Source organism: Inquilinus ginsengisoli, from assembly GCF_050434925.1.
Classification (GTDB): Bacteria; Pseudomonadota; Alphaproteobacteria; order DSM-16000; family Inquilinaceae; genus Inquilinus; species Inquilinus ginsengisoli_B.
The window spans coordinates 3,651,161-3,672,460 of sequence record NZ_JBNDJK010000001.1 but is presented as its reverse complement, the minus strand read 5'-3'; the positions used below and the strand labels follow the sequence as shown (position 1 = coordinate 3,672,460).

At 69.4% G+C, this 21,300-nt stretch carries 23 protein-coding genes; 16 read left to right on the top strand and 7 right to left on the bottom strand.

The window, feature by feature from the left end; genetic code table 11:
- The first annotated feature begins 13 nt into the window (after positions 1-13).
- The 3 genes from iolD (at position 14) to QFZ27_RS17500 (ending at position 3,303) form a co-directional block, all read left to right on the top strand.
- Positions 14-1,867 carry a 3D-(3,5/4)-trihydroxycyclohexane-1,2-dione acylhydrolase (decyclizing) gene (gene iolD / locus QFZ27_RS17510; protein ID WP_429227661.1) on the top strand — a complete coding sequence of 618 codons (1,854 nt, stop codon included), beginning with the start codon at positions 14-16 and terminating at the stop codon, positions 1,865-1,867.
- Between the two features lie 34 nt (positions 1,868-1,901).
- A complete protein-coding gene (gene iolE / locus QFZ27_RS17505; RefSeq protein ID WP_429227660.1) occupies positions 1,902-2,798 on the top strand; it encodes a myo-inosose-2 dehydratase in 897 nt (298 codons plus the stop codon).
- A gap of 100 nt (positions 2,799-2,898) precedes the next feature.
- Positions 2,899-3,303: a DoxX family protein gene (locus tag QFZ27_RS17500; protein WP_429227659.1), complete on the top strand. Its 405-nt coding sequence runs from the start codon at positions 2,899-2,901 to the stop codon at positions 3,301-3,303.
- Positions 3,304-3,363: 60 nt separating this feature from the next.
- Here the strand turns inward: QFZ27_RS17500 and QFZ27_RS17495 are convergent, their stop codons facing one another.
- Together QFZ27_RS17495 and mutM are read right to left on the bottom strand one after the other, a co-directional pair.
- Entirely contained in the window at positions 3,364-4,143 is a 780-nt protein-coding gene (locus QFZ27_RS17495; RefSeq protein ID WP_429227658.1) for an enoyl-CoA hydratase, read from the bottom strand.
- A 39-nt stretch (positions 4,144-4,182) separates the two neighbouring features.
- Complete coding sequence (mutM, locus tag QFZ27_RS17490; protein ID WP_429227657.1) at positions 4,183-5,013, bottom strand: bifunctional DNA-formamidopyrimidine glycosylase/DNA-(apurinic or apyrimidinic site) lyase; 831 nt, start codon at positions 5,011-5,013, stop codon at positions 4,183-4,185.
- Between the two features lie 47 nt (positions 5,014-5,060).
- Between mutM and QFZ27_RS17485 the strand changes: the two genes are divergently transcribed.
- The 7 genes from QFZ27_RS17485 (at position 5,061) to cysK (ending at position 9,855) form a co-directional block, all read left to right on the top strand.
- On the top strand, positions 5,061-5,837 hold the full coding sequence (locus QFZ27_RS17485; protein ID WP_429227656.1) for a class I SAM-dependent methyltransferase: 777 nt from the start codon (positions 5,061-5,063) through the stop codon (positions 5,835-5,837).
- Between the two features lie 96 nt (positions 5,838-5,933).
- Positions 5,934-6,179, top strand: a complete 246-nt coding sequence (locus QFZ27_RS17480) for a type II toxin-antitoxin system CcdA family antitoxin (protein WP_429227655.1) — start codon at positions 5,934-5,936, stop codon at positions 6,177-6,179.
- Positions 6,180-6,185: 6 nt separating this feature from the next.
- Complete coding sequence (locus QFZ27_RS17475) at positions 6,186-6,503, top strand: CcdB family protein (protein ID WP_429227654.1); 318 nt, start codon at positions 6,186-6,188, stop codon at positions 6,501-6,503.
- Between the two features lie 126 nt (positions 6,504-6,629).
- Complete coding sequence (coaBC, locus tag QFZ27_RS17470; protein WP_429227653.1) at positions 6,630-7,859, top strand: bifunctional phosphopantothenoylcysteine decarboxylase/phosphopantothenate--cysteine ligase CoaBC; 1,230 nt, start codon at positions 6,630-6,632, stop codon at positions 7,857-7,859.
- Between the two features lie 10 nt (positions 7,860-7,869).
- Positions 7,870-8,328 carry a dUTP diphosphatase gene (dut, locus tag QFZ27_RS17465; RefSeq protein ID WP_429227652.1) on the top strand — a complete coding sequence of 153 codons (459 nt, stop codon included), beginning with the start codon at positions 7,870-7,872 and terminating at the stop codon, positions 8,326-8,328.
- Positions 8,329-8,331: 3 nt separating this feature from the next.
- Positions 8,332-8,790, top strand: coding sequence for an RrF2 family transcriptional regulator (locus QFZ27_RS17460; protein WP_429227651.1), 459 nt, complete (start codon positions 8,332-8,334; stop codon positions 8,788-8,790).
- Positions 8,791-8,880: 90 nt separating this feature from the next.
- Positions 8,881-9,855, top strand: coding sequence for a cysteine synthase A (gene cysK, locus QFZ27_RS17455; protein WP_429227650.1), 975 nt, complete (start codon positions 8,881-8,883; stop codon positions 9,853-9,855).
- A gap of 50 nt (positions 9,856-9,905) precedes the next feature.
- On the opposite strand, the gene QFZ27_RS17450 is transcribed toward cysK, so the two are convergent.
- Positions 9,906-11,498, bottom strand: coding sequence for an ABC-F family ATP-binding cassette domain-containing protein (locus tag QFZ27_RS17450; protein WP_429227649.1), 1,593 nt, complete (start codon positions 11,496-11,498; stop codon positions 9,906-9,908).
- Between the two features lie 169 nt (positions 11,499-11,667).
- Here QFZ27_RS17450 and QFZ27_RS17445 point away from each other — a divergent pair, with 169 nt between their 5' ends.
- Positions 11,668-11,988, top strand: a complete 321-nt coding sequence (locus QFZ27_RS17445; RefSeq protein ID WP_429227648.1) for an MmcQ/YjbR family DNA-binding protein — start codon at positions 11,668-11,670, stop codon at positions 11,986-11,988.
- Positions 11,989-12,063: 75 nt separating this feature from the next.
- Entirely contained in the window at positions 12,064-13,167 is a 1,104-nt protein-coding gene (locus QFZ27_RS17440) for a DmpA family aminopeptidase (RefSeq protein WP_429227647.1), read from the top strand.
- 17 nt (positions 13,168-13,184) lie between these two features.
- Here the strand turns inward: QFZ27_RS17440 and QFZ27_RS17435 are convergent, their stop codons facing one another.
- The 4 genes from QFZ27_RS17435 to QFZ27_RS17420 all read right to left on the bottom strand — a co-directional run bounded on the left by QFZ27_RS17435 (position 13,185) and on the right by QFZ27_RS17420 (position 16,394).
- Positions 13,185-14,303 (bottom strand): site-specific DNA-methyltransferase, encoded by a 1,119-nt coding sequence (locus QFZ27_RS17435; protein WP_429227646.1) that lies wholly within the window; start codon positions 14,301-14,303, stop codon positions 13,185-13,187.
- A gap of 47 nt (positions 14,304-14,350) precedes the next feature.
- A complete protein-coding gene (rnhB, locus tag QFZ27_RS17430) occupies positions 14,351-14,971 on the bottom strand; it encodes a ribonuclease HII (RefSeq protein WP_429227645.1) in 621 nt (206 codons plus the stop codon).
- Between the two features lie 78 nt (positions 14,972-15,049).
- Positions 15,050-15,277: a hypothetical protein gene (locus tag QFZ27_RS17425; RefSeq protein WP_429227644.1), complete on the bottom strand. Its 228-nt coding sequence runs from the start codon at positions 15,275-15,277 to the stop codon at positions 15,050-15,052.
- Between the two features lie 10 nt (positions 15,278-15,287).
- Entirely contained in the window at positions 15,288-16,394 is a 1,107-nt protein-coding gene (locus QFZ27_RS17420; protein ID WP_429227643.1) for a PA0069 family radical SAM protein, read from the bottom strand.
- A gap of 164 nt (positions 16,395-16,558) precedes the next feature.
- On the opposite strand from QFZ27_RS17420, the gene rpsT reads away from it, so the two are divergent.
- The 4 genes from rpsT (at position 16,559) to recF (ending at position 21,297) form a co-directional block, all read left to right on the top strand.
- Positions 16,559-16,819: a 30S ribosomal protein S20 gene (rpsT, locus tag QFZ27_RS17415; protein ID WP_429227642.1), complete on the top strand. Its 261-nt coding sequence runs from the start codon at positions 16,559-16,561 to the stop codon at positions 16,817-16,819.
- 512 nt (positions 16,820-17,331) lie between these two features.
- Complete coding sequence (gene dnaA, locus QFZ27_RS17410) at positions 17,332-18,726, top strand: chromosomal replication initiator protein DnaA (protein ID WP_429227641.1); 1,395 nt, start codon at positions 17,332-17,334, stop codon at positions 18,724-18,726.
- Positions 18,727-18,912: 186 nt separating this feature from the next.
- Positions 18,913-20,046 carry a DNA polymerase III subunit beta gene (dnaN, locus tag QFZ27_RS17405; RefSeq protein WP_429227640.1) on the top strand — a complete coding sequence of 378 codons (1,134 nt, stop codon included), beginning with the start codon at positions 18,913-18,915 and terminating at the stop codon, positions 20,044-20,046.
- Between the two features lie 63 nt (positions 20,047-20,109).
- Positions 20,110-21,297, top strand: a complete 1,188-nt coding sequence (gene recF / locus QFZ27_RS17400; RefSeq protein WP_429227639.1) for a DNA replication/repair protein RecF — start codon at positions 20,110-20,112, stop codon at positions 21,295-21,297.
- The last annotated feature ends 3 nt before the right edge of the window (positions 21,298-21,300 follow it).

Sequence of the window (21,300 nt, the reverse complement as noted above, 5' to 3'; positions counted from 1 at the left end):
AGGAGCGATAGGGATGGGAACCGTGCGTTTGACCATGGCGCAGGCCCTGGTGCGCCACCTCGCCGCGCAATGGACCGAGGACGACGAGGGCCGGCGCGAGCGCCTGTTCGCCGGCTGCTGGGCGATCTTCGGCCACGGCAATGTCGCCGGAATGGGTGAGGCGCTGTACGCCCATCGCGAGGAATTGCCGACGCTGCGGGCACACAATGAGCAGGCGATGGCCCTGTCCGCGGTCGCCTATGCCAAGGCCAAGTTCCGCCGCCGGATGATGGCGGTCACCACCTCGATCGGCCCAGGCGCCACCAACCTGGTGACGGCAGCGGCCCTGGCCCATGTCGACCGGCTGCCGGTGCTGCTGCTGCCCGGCGACATCTATGCCAGCCGCCGGCCGGATCCCGTCCTGCAGCAGGTCGAGGATTTCGGCGACGGCACGGTCAGCGCCAATGACTGCTTCCGCCCGGTGTCGCGCTATTTCGACCGGATCACCCGGCCGGAACAGATCCTGACCGCCCTGCCCCGTGCCCTGGCGGTGCTGACCGACCCGGCGGAGTGCGGGCCGGTGACGCTGGCGCTGTGCCAGGACGTTCAGGCCGAGGCCTATGACTATCCGGCCTGGTTCTTCGAGGACCAGGTCCACCGCATCCGCCGCCCCGGCGCGGACGAGGCCGAGCTGGCCCAGGCCGTCGCGGCGCTGAAGAAGGCCGAGCGGCCGCTGGTGATCGCCGGCGGCGGCGTGCTGTATTCCGGCGCCGCCAAGGCCCTGGCCGGTTTCGCCGAGCGCCACGGCCTGCCGGTGGCCGAGACCCAGGCCGGCAAGGGCAGCCTGCCCTGGAACCACCCGGCCAATGCCGGCTCGATCGGCGTCACCGGCTCGAGCGCCGCCAACGCGCTGGCCGCCGATGCCGATGTCGTGCTGGCGGTCGGCAACCGGCTGCAGGACTTCACCACCGGCTCCCGCGCCCTGTTCCGGGCGCCGGGGCGGACGCTGATCCAGTTGAACGCCGCCGTGTTCGACGCCGGCAAGCACGGCGCCCTGCCGCTGGTCGCCGATGCCCGCCGTGGCCTCGACGAGCTGTCCGAGGCGCTGGGCTCCTGGACCGCGCCGAAGGCCCAGTCCGACCGGACGAAGGGGCTGATCGCGGAATGGACCGCCTCGGTCGACCGCGCCACCGCCGCCAGCAACGCCCCCCTGCCCTCCGACGCCCAGGTGCTGGGCGCGGTCAACCGGGCGGCCGGGCGCGGCGCCATCGTGGTCTGCGCCTCCGGCGGCCTGCCGGGCGAGCTGCACAAGCTGTGGCGCACCGACGCGCCGGGCGGCTATCACCTGGAATACGGCTATTCCTGCATGGGCTACGAGATCGCCGGCGGCCTCGGGGTCAAACTGGCCCGGCCGGATCGCGAGGTCTATGTCCTGGTCGGCGACGGCAGCTACATGATGATGAACTCCGAGATCGCGACCGCGGTGCAGCAGGGCGTCAAGCTCACCATCGTCGTGCTCGACAACCGCGGCTTCGGCTGCATCAACCGGCTGCAGAACGCGACCGGCGGTGCCTCGTTCAACAACCTGTTCCGCGACATCGACGGCGCCCAGCCGATCGACTTCGCCCTGCACGCCGCCAGCATGGGCGCGGCGTCGGAGAAGGTGGCCGGGATCGCCGAGCTCGAGGGGGCGCTGCTGCGTGCCAAGGCGACCGACCAGACCAGCGTCATCGTCGTCGACACCGACCCGATGGTGACGACCGAAGCCGGCGGCGCCTGGTGGGACGTGGCCGTCCCCGAGGTCTCCGACCGCGACCAGGTGCGCCGGGCCCGCGCCGGCTACGAAGAACAGCTGGCCGGCCATCCCGTCACCGGGCACGACGCCTGATCCATCAACCATCCGACCGCACGAGACCGCCGCAATGACCGTCACCCTCGGCACCAACCCGATCGCCTGGAGCAACGACGACCTGCCGGAGCTGGGCGGCGAGACGCCGCTCGAGACCTGCCTGTTCGAGGCGCGCGAGGCCGGCTTCACCGGCATCGAGCTGGGCAACAAGTTCCCGCGCCAGGCCGACAAGCTGCGGCCGATCCTGGAGGTGCACCGCCTGTCCCTGATCTCCGGCTGGTACAGCGCCAACCTGCTCGACCGCTCGGTCGAGGATGAGATCACGGCGATGGAGCCACACCTCGCCCTGCTCGCCGCGCTCGGCTGCAAGGTGATGGTGTTCTGCGACACCTCCGGCGCCGTGCATGGCGACCGCGGCACGCCGCTGTCGCAGCGCCCGACCCTGCCGGCGGATGCCTGGCCGGAATTCGGCCGCAAGCTGACCGCCGTCGGCGACCACATGGCGAAGCGCGGCGTCCGGCCGGCCTATCACCACCACATGGGCACGCTGGTGCAGAGCGAGGCCGAGGTCGACCTGCTGATGCAGCACACCGGCCTGTCGGTCGGGCTGCTGCTCGATTCCGGCCACATGACCGTGGCCGGCGGCGATCCGGCGGCGCTGGCGAAGCGCTACGCCAGCCGGATCAACCATGTCCACGCCAAGGATGTGCGCCGCGACGTGCTGCAGAAAGTGCGCGACGAGGATTGGAGCTTCCTCGACGGCGTCATCGGCGGACTGTTCACCGTGCCGGGCGACGGCATGATCGACTTCCCGCGAATCTTCGACGCCCTGCCGAAGAGCTACAGCGGCTGGATGGTGGTGGAGGCCGAGCAGGACCCGGCCAAGGCGCATCCGCTGACTTATGCCCGGCTGGGCTATCGCAACCTGTGGAAGTTCGCCACCGGCGCCGGCTTCGAGGTGAAGAGCTGAGGCGGCTGCCCGTCAACACACTGTTTATGCAGATTTCTCCATCCGAGCGAAGCGGTTGATGTCATAGTGTCGCATCGAATCAACTCACCCGGATGGTGAAATGTCGGCCTTCTCCTCTTTCTTCGCCTTCTTCGCCCGCATCTTCCTCGCCGTCCTGTTCGTGTTCTCCGGCTGGGCCAAGCTGACCGGCTTCGAGGGCACCGTCGGCTACGTCGCCTCAAACGACCTGCCGGTGCCGCAGCTCTTCGCCGCGCTGACCATCCTGATCGAGCTCGGCGGCGGCATCCTCTTGGTCCTCGGCCTGTTCTCGCGCATTGCTGCCTTCATCATGGCCGGCTTCGTCCTGCTGACCATCGTCCTGGTGCATCATTTCTGGGCCATGGGCGACGCCGAGGCCGCGGCCAACCAGCTGGCGGCGATGAAGAACCTCGCCATCGCCGGCGGCCTGCTGATGGTCACCGCCTTCGGCCCCGGCGCCTGGGCGGTCGGCCCCGGCCGCGACTGACGCGCAGGCACTGGAATGACCGGAAACGGCGGGCTCTCGGGCCCGCCGTTTTCGTTCGGGTCAGCGGTGCTTGAACGCTGCTGGCCGCTTCTCGGCGAAGGCGGCCATGCCCTCGCGCCGGTCCTCGGTGGCGAAGGTGGCGTGGAACAGCCGACGCTCGAACAGGATGCCCTCGGCCAGCGGCGTCTCGTCGGCGCGGTGCACCGCCTCCTTCGCCATCATCGTGATCGGCAGGGAATAGCCGGCGATCGTCTCCGCCGCCTTCACCGCCACGTCCAGCAGCTCGGCCGCCGGCACCACGCGGGCGACCAGGCCCGACCGCTCGGCCTCCGCCGCATCCATCATCCGGCCGGTCAGCACCAGGTCCATCGCCTTCGACCGGCCGATCAGCTTGGTCAGGCGCTGGGTGCCGCCGGAACCCGGGATGGTGCCCAGCTTGATCTCCGGCTGGCCGAACTTGGCCGTGTCGGCGGCGATGATGAAGTCGCACATCATCGCGATCTCGCAGCCGCCGCCCAGGGCGTAGCCGGCAACCGCGGCGATGATCGGCTTGCGCAGCTTGGTGATGCAGGTCCAGTTCTCGATCAGGTTGCCGCGATAGGCGGCGATGAAGTCCTTCGACGCCATCTCCTTGATGTCCGCCCCGGCGGCGAAGGCCTTTTCCGACCCGGTCAGGACGACGGCGCCGACACCGTCATCCGCGTCGAAGGCCGTCAGGGCCTGGGCGAGATCCCGGAAGATCGCGTCGTTCAGCGCGTTCAGCGCCTGCGGCCGGTTCAGGGTGATCAGGCCGACCCGCCCCCGGGTCTCGACCAGGATGGTCTCGTAGCTCGCGGTCATGAAACGCTCCTCCGCATCTTCGATTGATCGAACGCCCGGTCAGCGCTGGCAGACCGGGCAGAAGAAGGTGCTGCGGCCCGACTGGACGAGACGCTGGACCGTGCCCCGGCACTTCGGCATGCGGCACGGCTCGCCCTCGCGGTCGTACACCGACCAGGAATGCTGGAAATAGCCGAGCTCGCCGTCGACCTGGACATAGTCGCGCAGGGACGACCCGCCGGCCTCGATGGCGCGGGCCAGCACCGCCTTGATCTCCGGCACCAGCCGCGCCGCTCGCACCCCGGCGACCGAGGCGGCGACTCGGCGCGGCGAGATATGCGCCGCCCACAGCGCCTCGCAGACATAGATGTTGCCGAGGCCGGCGACAACGCGCTGATCCAGCAGCGCCGCCTTGATCGGCGTGATCTTGCGGGCCAGCACCTGGTCCAGATAGGCGGCGTCGAACTCGTCCGACAGCGGCTCCGGCCCCAGCGCCTCCAGCGCCTTATGGGCGTGCAGCGCGTTCTGGCTGACCAGGTCCATCATGCCGAAGCGGCGGGCATCGTTGAAGGTGACGACCGATCCGGCCTCGGTCTCGAACACCACATGGTCGTGTGGGCTGACGATCTGCGGCCGGCCCTGGGTGACCATCATCCGCCCGGACATGCCGAGATGGATCAGCAGCACCATGCCGTCGTCGAGATGGATCAGCAGGTATTTGGCGCGGCGGTCCAGGCACACGACCCGGCGGCCGGTCAGCCGCTCCACCATCCGCTCGGGCAGCGGGAAGCGCAGGTCGGGGCGGCGCTGCTCGACACGGGCCAGGCGCTGGCCTTCCAGGACGGGCACAAGGCCGCGGCGAACGGTCTCGACTTCGGGAAGCTCGGGCATGGCCGGCACACTGGCACGACCCGGCGCCGGACGCTATGGTCCCGGCCATGAGCGACGCGCCCCACAATCCCGAGTCCCGCTGGTTCGGCGACACCGAGGTCGACCCGACGGAGAAGACCCACCGCGTCCACGGCGTCTTCAGCAGCGTGGCCCAGCGCTATGACCTGATGAACGACCTGATGAGCGGCGGCGTCCACCGGCTGTGGAAGGCCCAGCTCATCGCCGCGATCCGCCCCCGCCCGGGCGAGGTCCTGCTGGACGTGGCCGGCGGCACCGGCGACATCGCCTTCCGCTTTCTCGACCGCGCCGGCGTCGACAGCACAGGCCAGGGCGCCCGCGCCATCATCTGCGACCTGACCGAAGGCATGGTCGCGGTCGGCCGCGACCGGGCGATCGACCGCGGCCGGGTCGGCCCGATCCTGTACATGGTCGGCAACGCCGAATCGCTGCCGGTCGCCGACCGGTCGATCGACGTCTACACCATCTCCTTCGGCCTCCGGAACGTGACCCGGATCGATGATGCGCTGCGCGAGGCGCGGCGGGTGCTGAAGCCCGGCGGGCGCTTCTTCTGCCTGGAGTTCAGCAAGGTCGTGCTGCCGGGCCTGGACCGCGCCTACGACCTCTATTCCCGCGCCGTGATCCCGCGCATGGGCAAGGTGGTGGCCAAGGACGAGGACAGCTACCGCTACCTGGTCGAAAGCATCCGCCGCTTCCCCGACCAGCCGAGCCTGGCCGAGCGAATCGAGGCCGCCGGGCTGGAGCGGGTGCGCTGGACCAACCTGTCGGCCGGCATCGCCGCCATTCATACCGGCTGGCGGATCTGAAAGCTCCGGATCGGGGATGCAGGTCCCCGATGATTGCATCGGCCCAGGACTGCGCATAAACTTCACACATCTTATGCGCATCGAACGGATGAAGAGATGCTCACCCGCTATCGCGAAGACGCTCCGAAGAAGCCCGTCAACTGCAGCATGAACAGCGATCTCGTGGCCCGGGCGAAGGCCATGGGGATCAATGTCTCCGCTGCCGCCGAAGCCGGTCTCCTCACCGCCGTCGAACAGGCCGAGCGCCGTCGGATTCAAGAGGAGACCGATGCCTTGATGAGGTTCTGGAACGAGCATAGGGCCCAATTCGGGACGCCCGCGGACGAATATTGCGAAATCTGAACATCGATGCGGCAATTCGATGTGCATCGGAATCTGGGAACGACGAGAGCCGGATATCCCTATCTGGTCATCCTGCAGTCCAGCCTCTTCCGAGAATCAGATCGCCGCGTCGTCATCCCACTGGCTCGAACCGCACGCCGTTCTCCTGGAAGCGGGCAGTTGCACCCCGTGTTCGAGATCGAAGGCCAATCCTGTTCTCTGATGACATTGGATCTCCTGGCTGTTCCGACGGATCGCCTGGGGCCGCTGGTGACGAATCTCGTGTACGAGAGCGACGCCATTATCGCCGCTGTGGACTGGATGATGAACCGGGGCTTCGGCTAGTATTTCACTCCCCCTGTCGCGCATTTCGTCGCAAGCGGCGATTGTAGGGCTTGCCGAATCCGGCTGAGCGCCCTAAAGAACATTCATGCGATGTAGTTCGCCCTCTGCCGCCCCTGGGGACCTGCCGTGACGCTGACGCTGCGTGACCGCCGCATCCTGCTGGTCATCGCCGGCGGCATCGCCGCCTACAAGTCGCTGGATCTGATCCGGCGCCTGCGTGAGCGCGGCGCGCGGGTGCGCTGCATCCTGACCCAATCCGCGACCGAGTTCGTCACCCCCCTCGCCGTCTCGGCCCTGACCGAGGACAAGGTCTATGGCGCGCTGTTCTCGCTGACCGACGAATCCGAGATGGGCCATATCCGGCTGTCGCGCGACGCCGACCTGCTTGTGGTGGCTCCGGCCACGGCGAACATCCTGGCCCGGATGGCGGCCGGCCTGGCCGACGACCTGGCCACCACCGCCCTCCTGGCCACCGACAAGCCGGTGCTGGTGGCGCCGGCGATGAATGTCCGGATGTGGGACCACCCGGCCACCCGCGACAACCTGGCGCTGCTGCAGCGCCGCGAGGTGCGCCTGGTCGGCCCGAACCAAGGCGAGATGGCCTGCGGCGAGTTCGGCTTCGGCCGGATGGCCGAGCCGCTGGAGATCGTCGCCGCCGTCGAGGCCTATTTCACCGAATTCGACCGCTTCGGCACCGGCGGACCGCTGCAGGACCGCCACGTCATCGTCACCAGCGGCCCGACGCATGAGCCGATCGACCCGGTGCGCTACATCGCCAACCGCTCCTCCGGCAAGCAGGGCCACGCCATCGCCGCGGCGCTGCGCCAGGCCGGGGCGCGGGTGACGCTGGTGACCGGCCCGACGCACGAGCCGGCGCCGCACGGCGTCACATTGGTGCCGATCGAGACGGCGGACGAGATGCTGGCCGCCTGCCGCGCCGCCCTGCCCGCCGATGCCGCGGTCTGCGCGGCCGCCGTGGCCGACTGGCGCGTCGCCACGCCCTCCGGCCGGAAGATCAAGAAGGGCGCCGGCGGGCCGCCGGCCCTGGCCCTGGCCGAGAACCCCGACATCCTGGCGACGTTGAGCGCCCCCGGCCCCGACCGGCCGGCCCTGGTGGTCGGCTTCGCCGCCGAGACCGAGAACGTGATCGCCCACGCCCAGGCCAAGCGCGCCCGCAAGGGCTGCGACTGGATCCTCGCCAATGACGTGTCTCCCGGCACCCAGGCCTTCGGCGGCGATTCGAACATCCTGCATCTGATCACCGCCGAGGGCGCCCAGACCTGGCCGCGGCTGACCAAGGCCGATATCGGCACCCGCCTGGCCGGCGCGATCGCCCGCCATTTCGAGAAAGGCTGATCCCGAGCCGATGACCGAAGCCGTTTCCATTGCCGTCACCCGACTGCCGCATGGCGCCGACCTGCCCCTGCCCGCCGCCGCCACCGCGCAATCGGCCGGGCTGGACCTGCTCGCGGCGGTGACAGAGCCGGTGACGGTGGCGCCCGGCCGCCGGGCGCTGATCCCGACCGGCATCGCCATCGCCCTGCCGGGCGGCTGGGAGGCGCAGGTGCGCCCGCGCTCCGGCCTCGCCCTCAAGCACGGCATCACCATCGTCAACGCGCCCGGCACGATCGATTCCGACTACCGGGGCGAGATCGGCGTGGTGCTGATCAACCATGGCGACGAGCCGGTCGCCATCACCCGAGGCATGCGCATCGCCCAGATGGTCGTGGCCCGCCACGCGACCGTGGCCTGGGACGAGCGGCCGAGCCTCGACGCCACTGCCCGCGGCACGGGCGGCTATGGATCCACCGGAACGGGAGCCTGACGGATGTTCCGCCTGCCGAAGAAGATGCTGTTCGCGATCGAAGCGGTGCTCGACATCGCCTACAACGCCGTCGACACCCCGGTGCAGAGCGCCGAGATCACCAAACGCCAGGGCATCCCGCGCCGGTATCTGGAGCAGGTGCTGCAGCAGCTGGTCCGGGTCGACATCCTGACCGGGGTGCGCGGGCCGCGCGGCGGCTATCGCCTGGCGCGGGAACGCCGGCGGATCACCGTCGGCGAGATCGTCCGCGCCATCCGGTCGCTGGAGACCGCGGCCGATGACGAGGAGGCGCTGCCGCCGGGATCCCGGCTGGGCCAGGAGGTCGTCCGTCCGCTCTGGGCCGAGCTCCAGGAGGAGGCGGTCAAGAGGCTCGACGCCCTGAGCATCGAGGATCTGGCCAACCAGGCCCGCGAGAAAGGCATCCCGCGCGAGCGGGCTGCCCCCGTCGACTTCTCGATCTGAGTTCCGCCCGGGTTGATCCGAGCGGCTGGCCTTCCCCAGGGTCGGCGCGTATAAATGTCGATCAACCTATTTACGCTCCTGGAGAGTAATATGTCCGCTTCCACCGCCGGGAAGACCGAGTTCCGAGGCAAGATATACGACTCGATTCTCGACACCATCGGCGCGACCCCGTTGGTGCGGGTGAAGAAGCTGGCCGAGGCCCATGACGCCAGGGCCGACATCCTGGCCAAGCTGGAGTTCTTCAACCCGCTGTCGAGCGTCAAGGACCGCATCGGCCTGGCGATGATCGAGGCGCTGGAGGCCGCAGGCAAGATCAAGCCGGGCGTCAGCACCCTGATCGAGCCGACCTCGGGCAACACCGGCATCGCGCTGGCCTTCGTCGCCGCGGCCAAGGGCTACCGCCTGATCCTGACCATGCCCGAGACCATGTCGGTCGAGCGGCGCAAGATGCTGAAGCTGCTGGGCGCCGAGTTGCACCTGACCGAAGGCCCGAAGGGCATGAAGGGCGCCATCGCCAAGGCCGAGGAACTGGTCCAGAGCATCCCGAACGCGATCATCCCGCAGCAGTTCGAGAACCCGGCCAACCCGGAGGTCCACCGCCGCACCACGGCCGAGGAGATCTGGAACGATACCCAGGGCGGCGTCGACATCCTGATCTCGGGCGTCGGCACCGGCGGCACCATCACCGGCGTGGCCGAAGTGATCAAGCCGCGCAAGCCGAGCTTCAAGGCGATCGCGGTGGAGCCGGAGGACAGCCCGGTGCTGTCCGGCGGCAACCCGGGCCCGCACAAGATCCAGGGCATCGGCGCCGGCTTCGTGCCCGGCGTGCTGAACACCAAGGTCATCGACGAGGTCGTGCGGATCTCGAACGAACGCGCCTTCCAGATCGCCCGCCAAGTCGCCAAGCTGGAGGGAATCCCGGCCGGCATCTCCTCCGGCGCCGCCCTGGCCGCGGCGCTCGAGGTCGGCGCCCGGCCGGAGAACGAGGGCAAGAAGATCGTCGTGATCGTGCCCTCGATCGCCGAGCGCTACCTGTCGACCGCGCTGTTCGAAGGGCTGGATTAAGCTCCGCCTTCTCAGTGCGTGCGGGGGAAGCGGGCCTTCGGGCCCGCTTTTCATTTGTCCAATGCGACGACCCGGCCGATGCCGACGGCGGCGAGGAAGTCCGGGTCGTGGCTGGCCACCAGCAGCGCGCCGTCATAGCCGGCCACCGCCCGCTCGATCGCCGCGATCGAGTCGAGGTCGAGATGGTTGGTCGGCTCGTCCAGGATCAGCAGCCGCGGCGGCCGCGGCCCGTCCAGCACGCAGGCCAGCGCCGCCCGCAGCGTCTCGCCGCCGCTGAGGTCGCCGACCGGGCGCAGCGCCGCGTCAGCCCGGAACAGGAAGCGCGCCAGCGCCGCCCGGCAGGCATTGTCGTTGGCGTCCGGGTGCATCGCCCGGAAATTCTCCAGGATGGTGCGCTCCGGCCGTAGCCCGCCGGCCCTCTGGTCAAGCATGACGATGCCGCCGCCGAAGCGGCGGACCCGGCCCTCATCCGGCTCCATCTCTCCGGCCGCGAGGCGCAGCAGGGTCGACTTGCCGGCGCCGTTCGGCCCGGTCACCGCCACCCGCTCCGGCCCGGTCAGGGCGAACGACAGATCGCGCAGCACCGCCCGGCCCGTGCCTGACGGCGTCCAGGAGACATGCTCGAAGGCGAGGACGGAGGTGCCGGCAGCCAGCCCGGTCGATGGCAGCGACGCCGCCAGCATCTCGGTCCGCTCGACCGCGGCCCGCGCCTCGGCGAGCGCCACCTCTGCCCCCTCCTCCCGGCGGTCGCGCAGGGCAGTCTGGCGCCCCTGGCTCTGCCCGGCCTGCTCCTTCTTGAAGTCCAGCAGGATCTTGGCCTGGCCGCCACCGGCACGGGATTTCCGGCCGCGGGAATCGCTTCGGGCCTTGCGCTCCACGGCCGCTTGCCGCTCCCGCGCCAGCCGCGCCACCTCCTGCTCGGCCTGCGACAGGCCGCGTTGCGCCGCCTGGGCGTCGGCCTCGCGTCGGGCCCGATAGTCGTCCCAGTTTCCGCCGTAGCTGCGGGCGCCGAGGCTGGAGAGCTCGACGATCCGGTCCATCCCGCGCAGCACCCCGCGGTCATGGCTGACCACCAGGGCACCGCCGCGCCAGCTTTCCAGCACGGCGCAGACGGCATCGCGGCCATCGGCGTCGAGGTTGTTGGTCGGCTCGTCCAGCACCAGCATGTCCGGCGGGTCGACCAGCAGCCCGGCCAGGGCCAGGCGGGTGACCTCGCCGCCGCTCAGGGTGCCGAGCGGCCGGCGCAGGTCGAGGTCGGCGGGCAGGCCCAGCCTGGGCAGCGCCGCGGCCGCGCGCTCCTCCACCGTCCAGTCGGCGGCGGCAAGGTCCTCCTCGTCGCCCTCCCCCGCCAGCAGCCGGTCGAGCCGGGCCAGGGTCGGGGCGATGCCGAGCGCGTCGGCGGCGGTCATGCCGGGCAGGACCCGGACGGCCTGGGGCAGCAGGCCGATGCGGCCCTGGCGCAGGATCCGGCCGGATTGCGGCGGGATCTCGCCCAGCAGCAGGCGCAGCAGCGTCGACTTGCCGACGCCGTTTCGGCCGACGAGGCCCGTCCGCTCCGCCCCGAAGGCGATCGTCAGGTCCTCGAACAGCGGGCGATGGTCAGGGGTGTGGTGGGACAGCGACTCGGCGGCAAGGAGAGGCATGGCGGCTCGACGGAGGCAGCGTGACGGGGCGGGTGAAGTGCCGGTCCGTGCTGCGATCCATCGGGGCCTCTCCTGCTGTGTGAGGCCGGCAGCATAACCCGCAAAAATTCTTCCGGCAAACCAGGACACAGGCGCGCATCCTTGCGGCAGCATGGGAGGGAGGCCTGAGGTGGCGGATGAGGAAACGGTCCGGCGGGCCGCGCTGGCCCTGCCGGAAGTGACCGAAGAGGCGCATTGGGAGCGGCCGTCCTTCAGGGTCGGCGGCAGGATCTTCGCCGTGCTGCGCCCGGCGGAGCGCCGGGCGGTGCTGAAGCTGCCGCAAGACCATCAGGAGATGCTGTTCACGGCTCGACCCGAGGCTTTCACCCCGGCGCGCTGGGGCCGGCTGGTCTGGACCTTCGTCACGCTGTCCGCGGTCGATGACGAGCAGATGGCGGCGCTGGTCGCCGAGGCCTGGCGCGAGGTGGCGCCGAAGCGGCTGGTCCGGTAGCGGCCGGCCTGACCGGCATGGACAGACCAGCCCCGCCGCGCTAGCCCGAAGGACGACGCAGCCGAGGAGCCGACGATGACGCAAAAGCCGCGGGCCCGGGAGCTGGGCATCCCCTTCGACGGTGAGCCCGGCCCGCTCAACGCCATCACCGACATCGCCGGGATCGAGATCGGGTTCGCCACAATCGTTACCGGCGACGGCAAGCTGGAGATCGGGCGTGGGCCGGCGCGCACCGGCGTCACCGCCATCCTGCCGCGCGGCCGCGTCTTCGACCCAGTCTTCGCCGGCACCGCCGTGCTGAATGGCAATGGCGAGATGACCGGCACGATCTGGATCGAGGAATCCGGTTTCCTCGAAGGGCCGTTGATGATCACCAACAGCCACAGTGTCGGCACCGTGCGCGACGCCGTGATCGGCTGGCAGGGCCGAAACGGCCTGGTGGCGCCCCTGGCCAACGACCTCTATTGGTGCCTGCCGGTGGTGGCGGAGACGTATGACGGGACCCTGAGCGACATCAACGGCTTCCACGTCACGGCGCAGCATGTGGTCGAGGCCCTGGACGGCGCCCGGCCAGGCCCGGTGGCGGAGGGCAATGTCGGCGGTGGCACCGGCATGTCGCTGTTCGGATTCAAGGGTGGTACCGGCACCGCCTCGCGTCGGCTCTCACCCGAGGAGGGCGGCCACACGGTCGGCGTGCTGGTGCAGGGCAATTTCGGCCGACGCAAGAACCTGATGATCGCCGGCGTGCCGGTCGGGCGCGAGATCCCCGACCTGCTGCCTGACCTGTCCTGGGACCGCGACACCGGCTCGATCATCGTGGTGATCGCCACCGATGCGCCGCTGCTGCCGCATCAGTTGAAGCGCCTGGCCCGGCGGGCGCCGATCGGCATCGCCCGCACCGGCGGCTATGGCGCCAATGGCAGCGGCGACATCTTCCTGGCCTTCTCAACGGCCAATCCCGGCGCCTTCAGCCGCAGGGACAGCCGGCTGGTGCAGGTGCTGCCGAACGACGCCATGGACGGGCTGATCGAGGCCGCGGCCCAGGCAACCGAGGAGGCGATCATCAACGCCCTGGTCGCGGCCGAGACCATGACCGGCCGCGACGGCAACACGCTGCATGCCATCCCGCATGAACGGCTTCGGTATATCTTGAGGAAATACAATCGGTTGACAGAATAACCTGAAGTGGCGGCGCCTCAGTGCACCGCCATCTCGGCCCGGATCTTCTGGCGCAGCAAGTCAATCGGGGCCAGACGGTCGCGCTGCGCCTCGTAGTGCCAGAAGGTCCAGCCGTTGCAGGAGGGCGCGCCCTGCAGCGCCGCGCCGACCCGGTGGATCGACCCGGCATGGTCGCCCTCGCTGTTGCTGGCGATCAGCGTGCCGTCGGCCCGCACCTTGGCGACGTAGCGGCGCTGGGTGTCGAACAGCCGGTCGCCCGGCCGCAGCATGCCGCGCTCCAGCACCCAGCCGAAGGGCACGCGCGGCGCCTGGCGCTTCGATAGGGTGTCGAGCACGCTCGGGTCGGCCGGCGATTCGATCGCCGCGATGCGCTGGGCGGCGACGCGGGCATAGGTCTCCTCGCGCTCGACGCCGATGAACTTGCGGCCGAGGCGCTTGGCCACCGCGCCGGTGGTGCCGCTGCCGAAGAACGGGTCGAGGATGGTCTCCCCCGCCCGAGTCGAGGACAGCAGGACGCGCCACAGCAGGGCCTCCGGCTTCTGCGTCGGATGCGCCTTGCGGCCGTCGATCTTCAGCCGCTCGCCGCCGCTGCAGATCGGCAGCGTCCAGTCGCTGCGCATCTGCAGTTCCTCGTTCAGCGCCTTCATCGCGTCGTAGTTGAAGGTGTAGCGGCTGTCCGGCGACTTGGCGGCCCAGATCAGCGTCTCATGCGCGTTGGTGAAGCGGGTGCCGCGGAAATTCGGCATCGGGTTCGACTTGCGCCAGACGATGTCGTTCAGGATCCAGAAGCCGAGATCCTGCAGGATGGCGCCGACCCGGAAGATGTTGTGGTAGGTGCCGATCACCCACAGCGTGCCGTCGTCCTTCAGCGCGTGGCGCGCCGCCGTGAGCCATTCGCGGGTGAAACGGTCATAGGTGGCGAGGTCGCTGAACTTGTCCCATTCCGCATCGACGCCGTCGACCCGGCTCTCATCCGGCCGACGCAGTTCGCCCCCCAACTGCAAATTGTAGGGTGGGTCGGCGAACACGCAATCGACCGAGCCGGCGGGCAGCGACCGCATCGCCGAGACGCAGTCGCCGAGGACGATCCGGCAGCCCGGCGGCAGGCGCTCGGTGATGATGGGTGATTCGCTCATAGGGCGACGATGAGTCGCGAAGGACTCGGCGTCAATACCCCTTCGAATCAGCCGGTTATGGCGAGTCGCTGAAACACCGGGGCAAACGATCGGCGGTGATGCTCGCATATCCCGATCCGGTCGAGCGCGGCGATATGCTCGGGCGTGCCGTAGCCGGCGTTGCGTTCCCACCCATAGCCGCGATGGAGGGTGGAGAGACGCAACATCTCGTGGTCGCGCACAACTTTTGCGAGGATCGAGGCCGCCGCGATCGACAGCGACAGGGCATCGCCGCCGACCACCGCGCGGCCGTCGCAGGGCAACCCGTCGGGCACCTTGTTGCCGTCGATTAGGGCGAAATCGGGACGCTCCGGCAGGGCGTCCAACGCCCGCCGCATCGCCAGCATGCTGGCTTGAAGGATGTTGATTCGGTCGATCTCCTCGACCGAGGCCCAGCCGATGCCGACCTGCGCCACCGCCCGGATGCGCGGCACCAGCGCCTCGCGCCGCTGCGCCGTCAGCACCTTGCTGTCATCTATAAGACCCGCGAGATCGGGGTCGAGCGGCCGGGTCAGCACCACGGCTGCAGCCAGCACCGGGCCGGCCAGCGGCCCGCGGCCGACCTCGTCCAGCCCGGCGACGTTCCGCACCGGCGCGCCGCACTCGATCTCGAGACTCCAATCCGGCATGCCGCCCCTCCTGCCCCCAGGGCATAGCGCCGGCGGGGCGAAGAGCCAAGCCCGTAGCATCCTCCAGCCCGAATGCGGCTAAGCGGGCTGATCCGAAAGGTCGAGGCGACGCTCGATCCGGTCGAGCCGGTCATGGATGCGATCGAATCGTCCACCGATTTCGGCGCGGAACTCGGCACCGTCGCGCTCCAGATGCGCCAGATGCCGCTCGATCGCGGCAAGACGCACGCGCTGTTCGTGCTGTTCCGACCGCATCTCCGCCACGTCGGCACGGACGGCGCGCAGCAGCTCGATGACGACCGTCATCCAACCCTCCTCAGAACAAACTCATCTGATCCCCCGGCCGCGGCGGCGGGGAGAACTGGGTGGTGTCGAGGGTCCAGCGCTTGCGGTCGAGGCCGAGCCGGCGGACGGCATGGTTGAAGCGGGCGCGGATCAGGTCGGCCACCGGCCCCTCGCCGCGATGCCGCTCGCCGAAGCCCGACTTGTAGAGCCGGCCGCCGCGGGTCTGGCGGATCAGCGACATCACCCGCCCGGCCCGGTCCGGCGCATGCGCCTTGAGCCATTCCTCAAACAGGCCGGCGATCTCCAGCGGCAGCCGCAGCAGGGTCCAGCCGGCCGCCGTGGCCCCGGCCTTCACCGCCGCCTCCAGCACCTGCTCCAGCGAATGGTCGTTGAGGCCCGGGATCATCGGCGAGGTCAACACGATCACTGGGATGCCGGCCTGGGTCAGCTGGCGCATCGTCTCCAGCCGGCGCGGCGGAGTCGCCGCCCGCGGCTCCAGTGTCCGCGCCAGCTCGCGGTCCAGCGTCGACAGCGAGATGCAGACCGCCGCCAGCCCCTTCGCCGCCATCGGCGCCAGCAGGTCGATGTCGCGGGTGATCAGCGCCGATTTGGTGACGATGCCGAGCGGATGGTTGAAGCGCGACAGCACCTCGATCACCCGGCGGGTCAGCTTCAGCTCGCGCTCGATCGGCTGATAGGGGTCGGTGTTGGTGCCCATCGCCATCACGGCCGGGACATAGCCGGGGCGCCGCAGCTCCGCCTCCAGCAACTCCGGCGCGTCCGGCTTGTAGAACAGCTGGGTCTCGAAATCGAGGCCGGGCGACAGGCCCAGCCAGGCATGGGTCGGCCGGGCGAAGCAGTAGATGCAGCCATGCTCGCAGCCCCGGTAGGGGTTGATCGAGCGGTCGAACATGATGTCCGGCGAGTCGTTGCGGGTGATGATGGTGCGGGCGGTGTCGACATGCAGCTGCGTGCGCAGCGGCGGTTCCCCCTCATCCTCCGGCACCATCCCCACCCAGCCGTCATCGACCCGGTGCCGGGTCGCGGCCTCGAAGCGGCCGGTATGGTTGCTGACCGCGCCGCGGCCCTTGCGCGGCTGGTCCGGCAGTTCGTCGAGTTCGGGGGGCTTGATCGACATAGGAACAAACATAGAACATTGAAGCCGGCTTGCCAATCCCCGCCGAGCGGCCCACGCCTCCGCAGCGTGAGGCGCCGAGACTCGTCTTGACGCCCGGGCGCGGAGGGACTATCAAGCGCCCTCGATTTTCTTGGGGCCGTCGTTGGCCCGAACTGGGACCGACAATGGCCAACCACAAGTCCGCCGAGAAGCGCATCCGCCAGACCGAGCGTCGCACGGTCGTCAACCGCAACCGCATCAGCCGCATCCGCACCTTCGTCAAGAAGGTCGAGGTGGCGATCGAGTCCGGCGACAAGGCCGCCGCGGCCGAGGCCTTGAAGGCGGCGCAGCCGGAGATGCATCGCGGCGTCACCAAGGGCGTGCTGCAGAAGAATACGGTCGCGCGCAAGCTGTCGCGCCTGTCCGGCCGCATCAAGGCCCTCTAGGCCAGAATTATGTGAGGAGCCGTTCCGCGGCGGCAGCCGCGGAACGGCTTTTCTCATGTCCGGGGAACGGTGGATGCGGCACAACCTGCCGCGGTCCGGGACCGTTTTTTGCGTTTTGTGGTGGTCCGGATTTGTTCCGTTGCCAGCCCTCGCCCACCCTGCATATGATTGCCTTTCGCCTGCTGTCGGCAGGTTGAAGATCGCCTCAGGACACAACCTGCCCGACTACCGGCCTTCATCACGAAGACCGGCGGAAGTCCAAGAGCGCACCTCGGCGGTATTTATCTGACCTTTATTTGCATCTTCGTTAGCTTCGTAAGTGGCTGCGAGGAATTGTTCCTGCACGTCGGTCGTGATACTGTGATTATTACGGTTTGAGTTCTGGAGCATGGCAGCCGCGCATCGGACATCGGGTGCCGCTGATGGTAGGAACAGGTACAGTCCGGGTCGTGGATGGGCAGCGCGTCGCGGCCGCCGGAGTCAAAGAGGGGTCGGAAGGCAGCATGTCGTCGATGGGGGGAGTCATCGCATCGATCGAGCAGCAATGGGCCCGGGTCTGCGGCCGCATGCGCGACGAGGTGGGCGAAGGCGCCTTCAAGAGTTGGCTGCGCCCGGTCGTCGTCGTCGATCTCGAGGGCGGCGAGGTCCGCATCGCCGCCCCCACCCGCTTCATGCGCGACTGGGTGGCCGCCCATTACGCCGACCGCATCCGCAACCTCTGGCATTCCGAGAATCCGGACATCCACAGCGTGGACGTGATCGTGGTGCCCGACCGTCTGGCAGCTAAGCCGGTCGCCGCAGCCACGCCCGCCGCGACCGCACCGGCCTCGCGCGCCGAGTCGCCGGCGGCAAAATCGGAGCGCCCGCCCGAGTCGGCGGCGGAATTCGGCGCCGTGCTGGACCAGCGCTTCACCTTCGACAATTTCGTGGTCGGCAAGCCGAACGAGCTGGCCCATGCCGCCGCCCGCCGGGTGGCGGAGGCCAACAGCGTCACCTTCAACCCGCTGTTCCTCTATGGCGGGGTGGGGCTGGGCAAGACCCATCTGATGCACGCCATCGCCTGGCACATCCGGCAGAAGCATCCCGAGCGGCGCGTGCTCTACATGTCCGCCGAGAAGTTCATGTACCAGTTCATCCGTGCCCTGCGGTTCAAGGACACGATGACGTTCAAGGAGATGTTCCGGTCGGTCGACGTGCTGATGATCGACGACGTGCAGTTCATCTCCGGCAAGGACTCCACCCAGGAGGAGTTCTTCCACACCTTCAACGCCCTGGTGGACCAGAACCGCCAGGTGGTGATCTCGGCCGACAAGTCGCCCTCCGATCTCGAAGGCATGGAAGAGCGGCTGCGCTCCCGCCTCGGCTGGGGCCTGGTCGCCGACATCCACCCCACCACCTATGAGCTGCGGCTGGGCATCCTGCAGGCCAAGGCGGAGACCGCCCGGGTCGACATCCCGGCCAAGGTGATGGAGTTCCTGGCCCACAAGATCACCTCCAATGTGCGGGAGCTGGAGGGGGCGTTGAACCGCATCACCGCCCATGCCGAGCTGGTGCACCGGCCGATCACGATGGAATCGACCCAGGAGCTGCTGCACGACCTGCTGCGCGCCTCCGACCGCCGGGTCACCATCGACGAGATCCAGAAGCGGGTGGCGGAGCACTACAACATCAAGGTCGCCGACATGCATTCGGCCCGCCGCGCCCGCACCGTGGCCCGGCCGCGCCAGGTGGCGATGTACCTGTCGAAGCAGCTCACCCCCCGCTCGCTGCCGGAGATCGGCCGCAAGTTCGGCGGCCGCGATCACACCACGGTGATACACGCCGTGCGCCGGATCGAGGAGCTGTGCAGCGAGGACCGCTCCTTCGCCGAGGATGTCGAGCTGCTGCGCCGCATGCTGCAGGTCTGAGCCGGTCCCAACCTGGAGCTGGACCGGGCGGCCGGAGAATCTGTCCGAAGCCGTGTCCGGCCCTGCGCCTGCCTCTCGCCACCGCCGCAAGCTTTCGGCTATAGTGCGCCCCCGCCGCGTCGGCCGGGCCCCTGGCCCGCCCCGATGACCCAGTCCGGCGGCCGGCATCGTCGAAGTGGAATCGGGATGAAGCTGATCATCGAGCGCGCTGCCCTTCTCAAGGGCCTGAGCCATGTGCAGAGCGTCGTCGAGCGGCGCAACACCATCCCGATCCTGTCCAATATCCTGCTGCGCGCCGAGGGCGGCGCGCTGCGCCTGACGGCCACCGACATGGATCTCGAGATCGTCGAATCCGTGCCGGCGGAGATCCAGGCCCCGGGCGGCACCACCGCCCCGGCCCACACCCTGTACGACATCGTCCGCAAGCTGCCGGACGGCAGCCAGGTCGAGATCGAGACCAACCCCGACGGCGGGACGCTGACGCTGCGCGCCGGCCGGTCGAACTTCCGGCTCGGCTGCCTGCCGGTCGAGGATTTCCCGAGCATGGCGGGCGGCGAGCTGAGCCACCGCTTCACCATCGCCGCCGGCGACCTGCGGGTGATGATCGACCGGACCAAGTTCGCGATCTCGACCGAGGAGACGCGCTACTACCTGAATGGCATCTACCTGCACGCCGCCACGGCCGACACGGTGCCGGTGCTGCGCGCCGTCGCCACCGACGGCCACCGCCTGGCCCGGGTCGAGATGCCGCTGCCGGACGGCGCCGACGGCATCCCCGGCGTGATCGTGCCGCGCAAGACCGTGATGGAGCTGCGCAAGCTCTTGGACGAGAGCGGCGAGACGGTCGAGGTGCAGCTGTCCGAGACCAAGACCCGCTTCACCCTGCCGGGCAGCGCGGGCGACGGCGTGGTGCTGACCTCGAAGCTGATCGACGGCACCTTCCCGGAATATGAGCGGGTGATCCCGAGCGGCAACGACAAGATCCTGGAGGTCGACGCCAAGGAGTTCGCCAAGGCGGTCGACCGCGTCTCCACCATCTCGACCGAGAAGAGCCGGGCGGTGAAGCTGACGATCGAGAACGGCTCGCTGACGCTGTCGGCCAATTCGGCCGAGCAGGGCAGCGCCACCGAGGAGATCGAGGTCAGCTACGAGGCGGCGAAGATCGAGATCGGCTTCAACAGCCGCTATCTCCTGGATATCACCCAGCAGATCGAGGGCGACGGCGCCCGCTTCGCCATGGCCGATGCCGGATCGCCGACCATCGTCCGCGACACCGCCGATTCCAGCGCGCTGTACGTGCTGATGCCGATGCGGGTGTGACGGCTTGACCAAAGGACAGCGGGCGAGTGGAGCGAAGCATCCGCTTCGGATGCCTTGAGCCACATGTCCCAGGCCCCCATGCCGGAGCAGGCGCCTGCCTCCGGGCGTCTCGCCCGGATCGCGGTGACGCGCCTGACGCTGACCGAGTTCCGCTGCTACGGCCAGCTGCGGATCGAGCTGGACCCTCGCCCGGTGGTGCTGACCGGGCCGAACGGCGCCGGCAAGACCAACCTGCTGGAGGCCGTGTCCTTCCTGTCGCCGGGCCGCGGCCTGCGCCGGGCACCGCTGCCGGAGGTGACGCGCCGCCAGGCCACGGGCGGCGCCGGCTGGGCGGTGGCGGCCAAACTGCTGACCCCGACCGGCGAGATCGCGCTCGGCACGCAGCTGGAGCCCGGCGAGGGCCGCCGCGCCGTGCAGATCGACGGCCGGCCGGCGCCGAGCCAGGCGGCGTTCGGCGCCCGGGCGCCGATGGTCTGGCTGACGCCGCAGATGGACCGGCTGTTCGGCGACGCCGCCAGCCAGCGCCGCCGCTTCCTGGACCGGCTGGTGTTCGGCTTCCACCCGGACCATGCCGGGCAGCTCGGCGCCTATGAGCGGGCGATGCGCGAGCGCAATCGCCTCTTGAAGGAACTCCGCGCCGACCCGGCCTGGCTGGCGGCGCTGGAGGACACGATGGCGACCACCGGCACCGCCGTCGCCGCCGCCCGGCGCGAGCTGGTGGCGCGGCTGCGCGGCGCCGAGTCGCTGATGATCGAAGGCCCCTTTCCCCGCGCCGAACTGGCCGTCGAAGGCCGGATCGAGGCGTGGCTTGAGGATCGGCCGGCGGTCGATGCAGAAGAGGCTTTTCGTAACCTTTTGTGCGATAATCGCCGCATCGACGCTGCGGCCGGAGCCGCGACGGAAGGTCCGCACCGCAGCGACCTGTCCGTCCATCACCGGGCCAAGGCGATGCCGGCGGCGCAGTGCTCGACCGGCGAGCAGAAGGCGCTCCTGATCGGCATCGTTCTTGCCAATGCGCGCCTGCTCGCCGGGGAACGCGGCGCCCCGCCCCTGCTGCTCCTCGACGAGGTGGCAGCGCATCTCGACGAGGCCCGTCGGGCGGCGCTGTACGAGGAGATCCTGGCGCTCGGCGCCCAGGCTTGGATGACCGGCACCGATCCGGCGCTGTTCGCGCCGCTCGGGAACCGGGCCCGTCACCTCGGCGTCGACGACGCCCGGGTGACGGTCCGGGAAGCCGTTGGAAATGGATGAGAA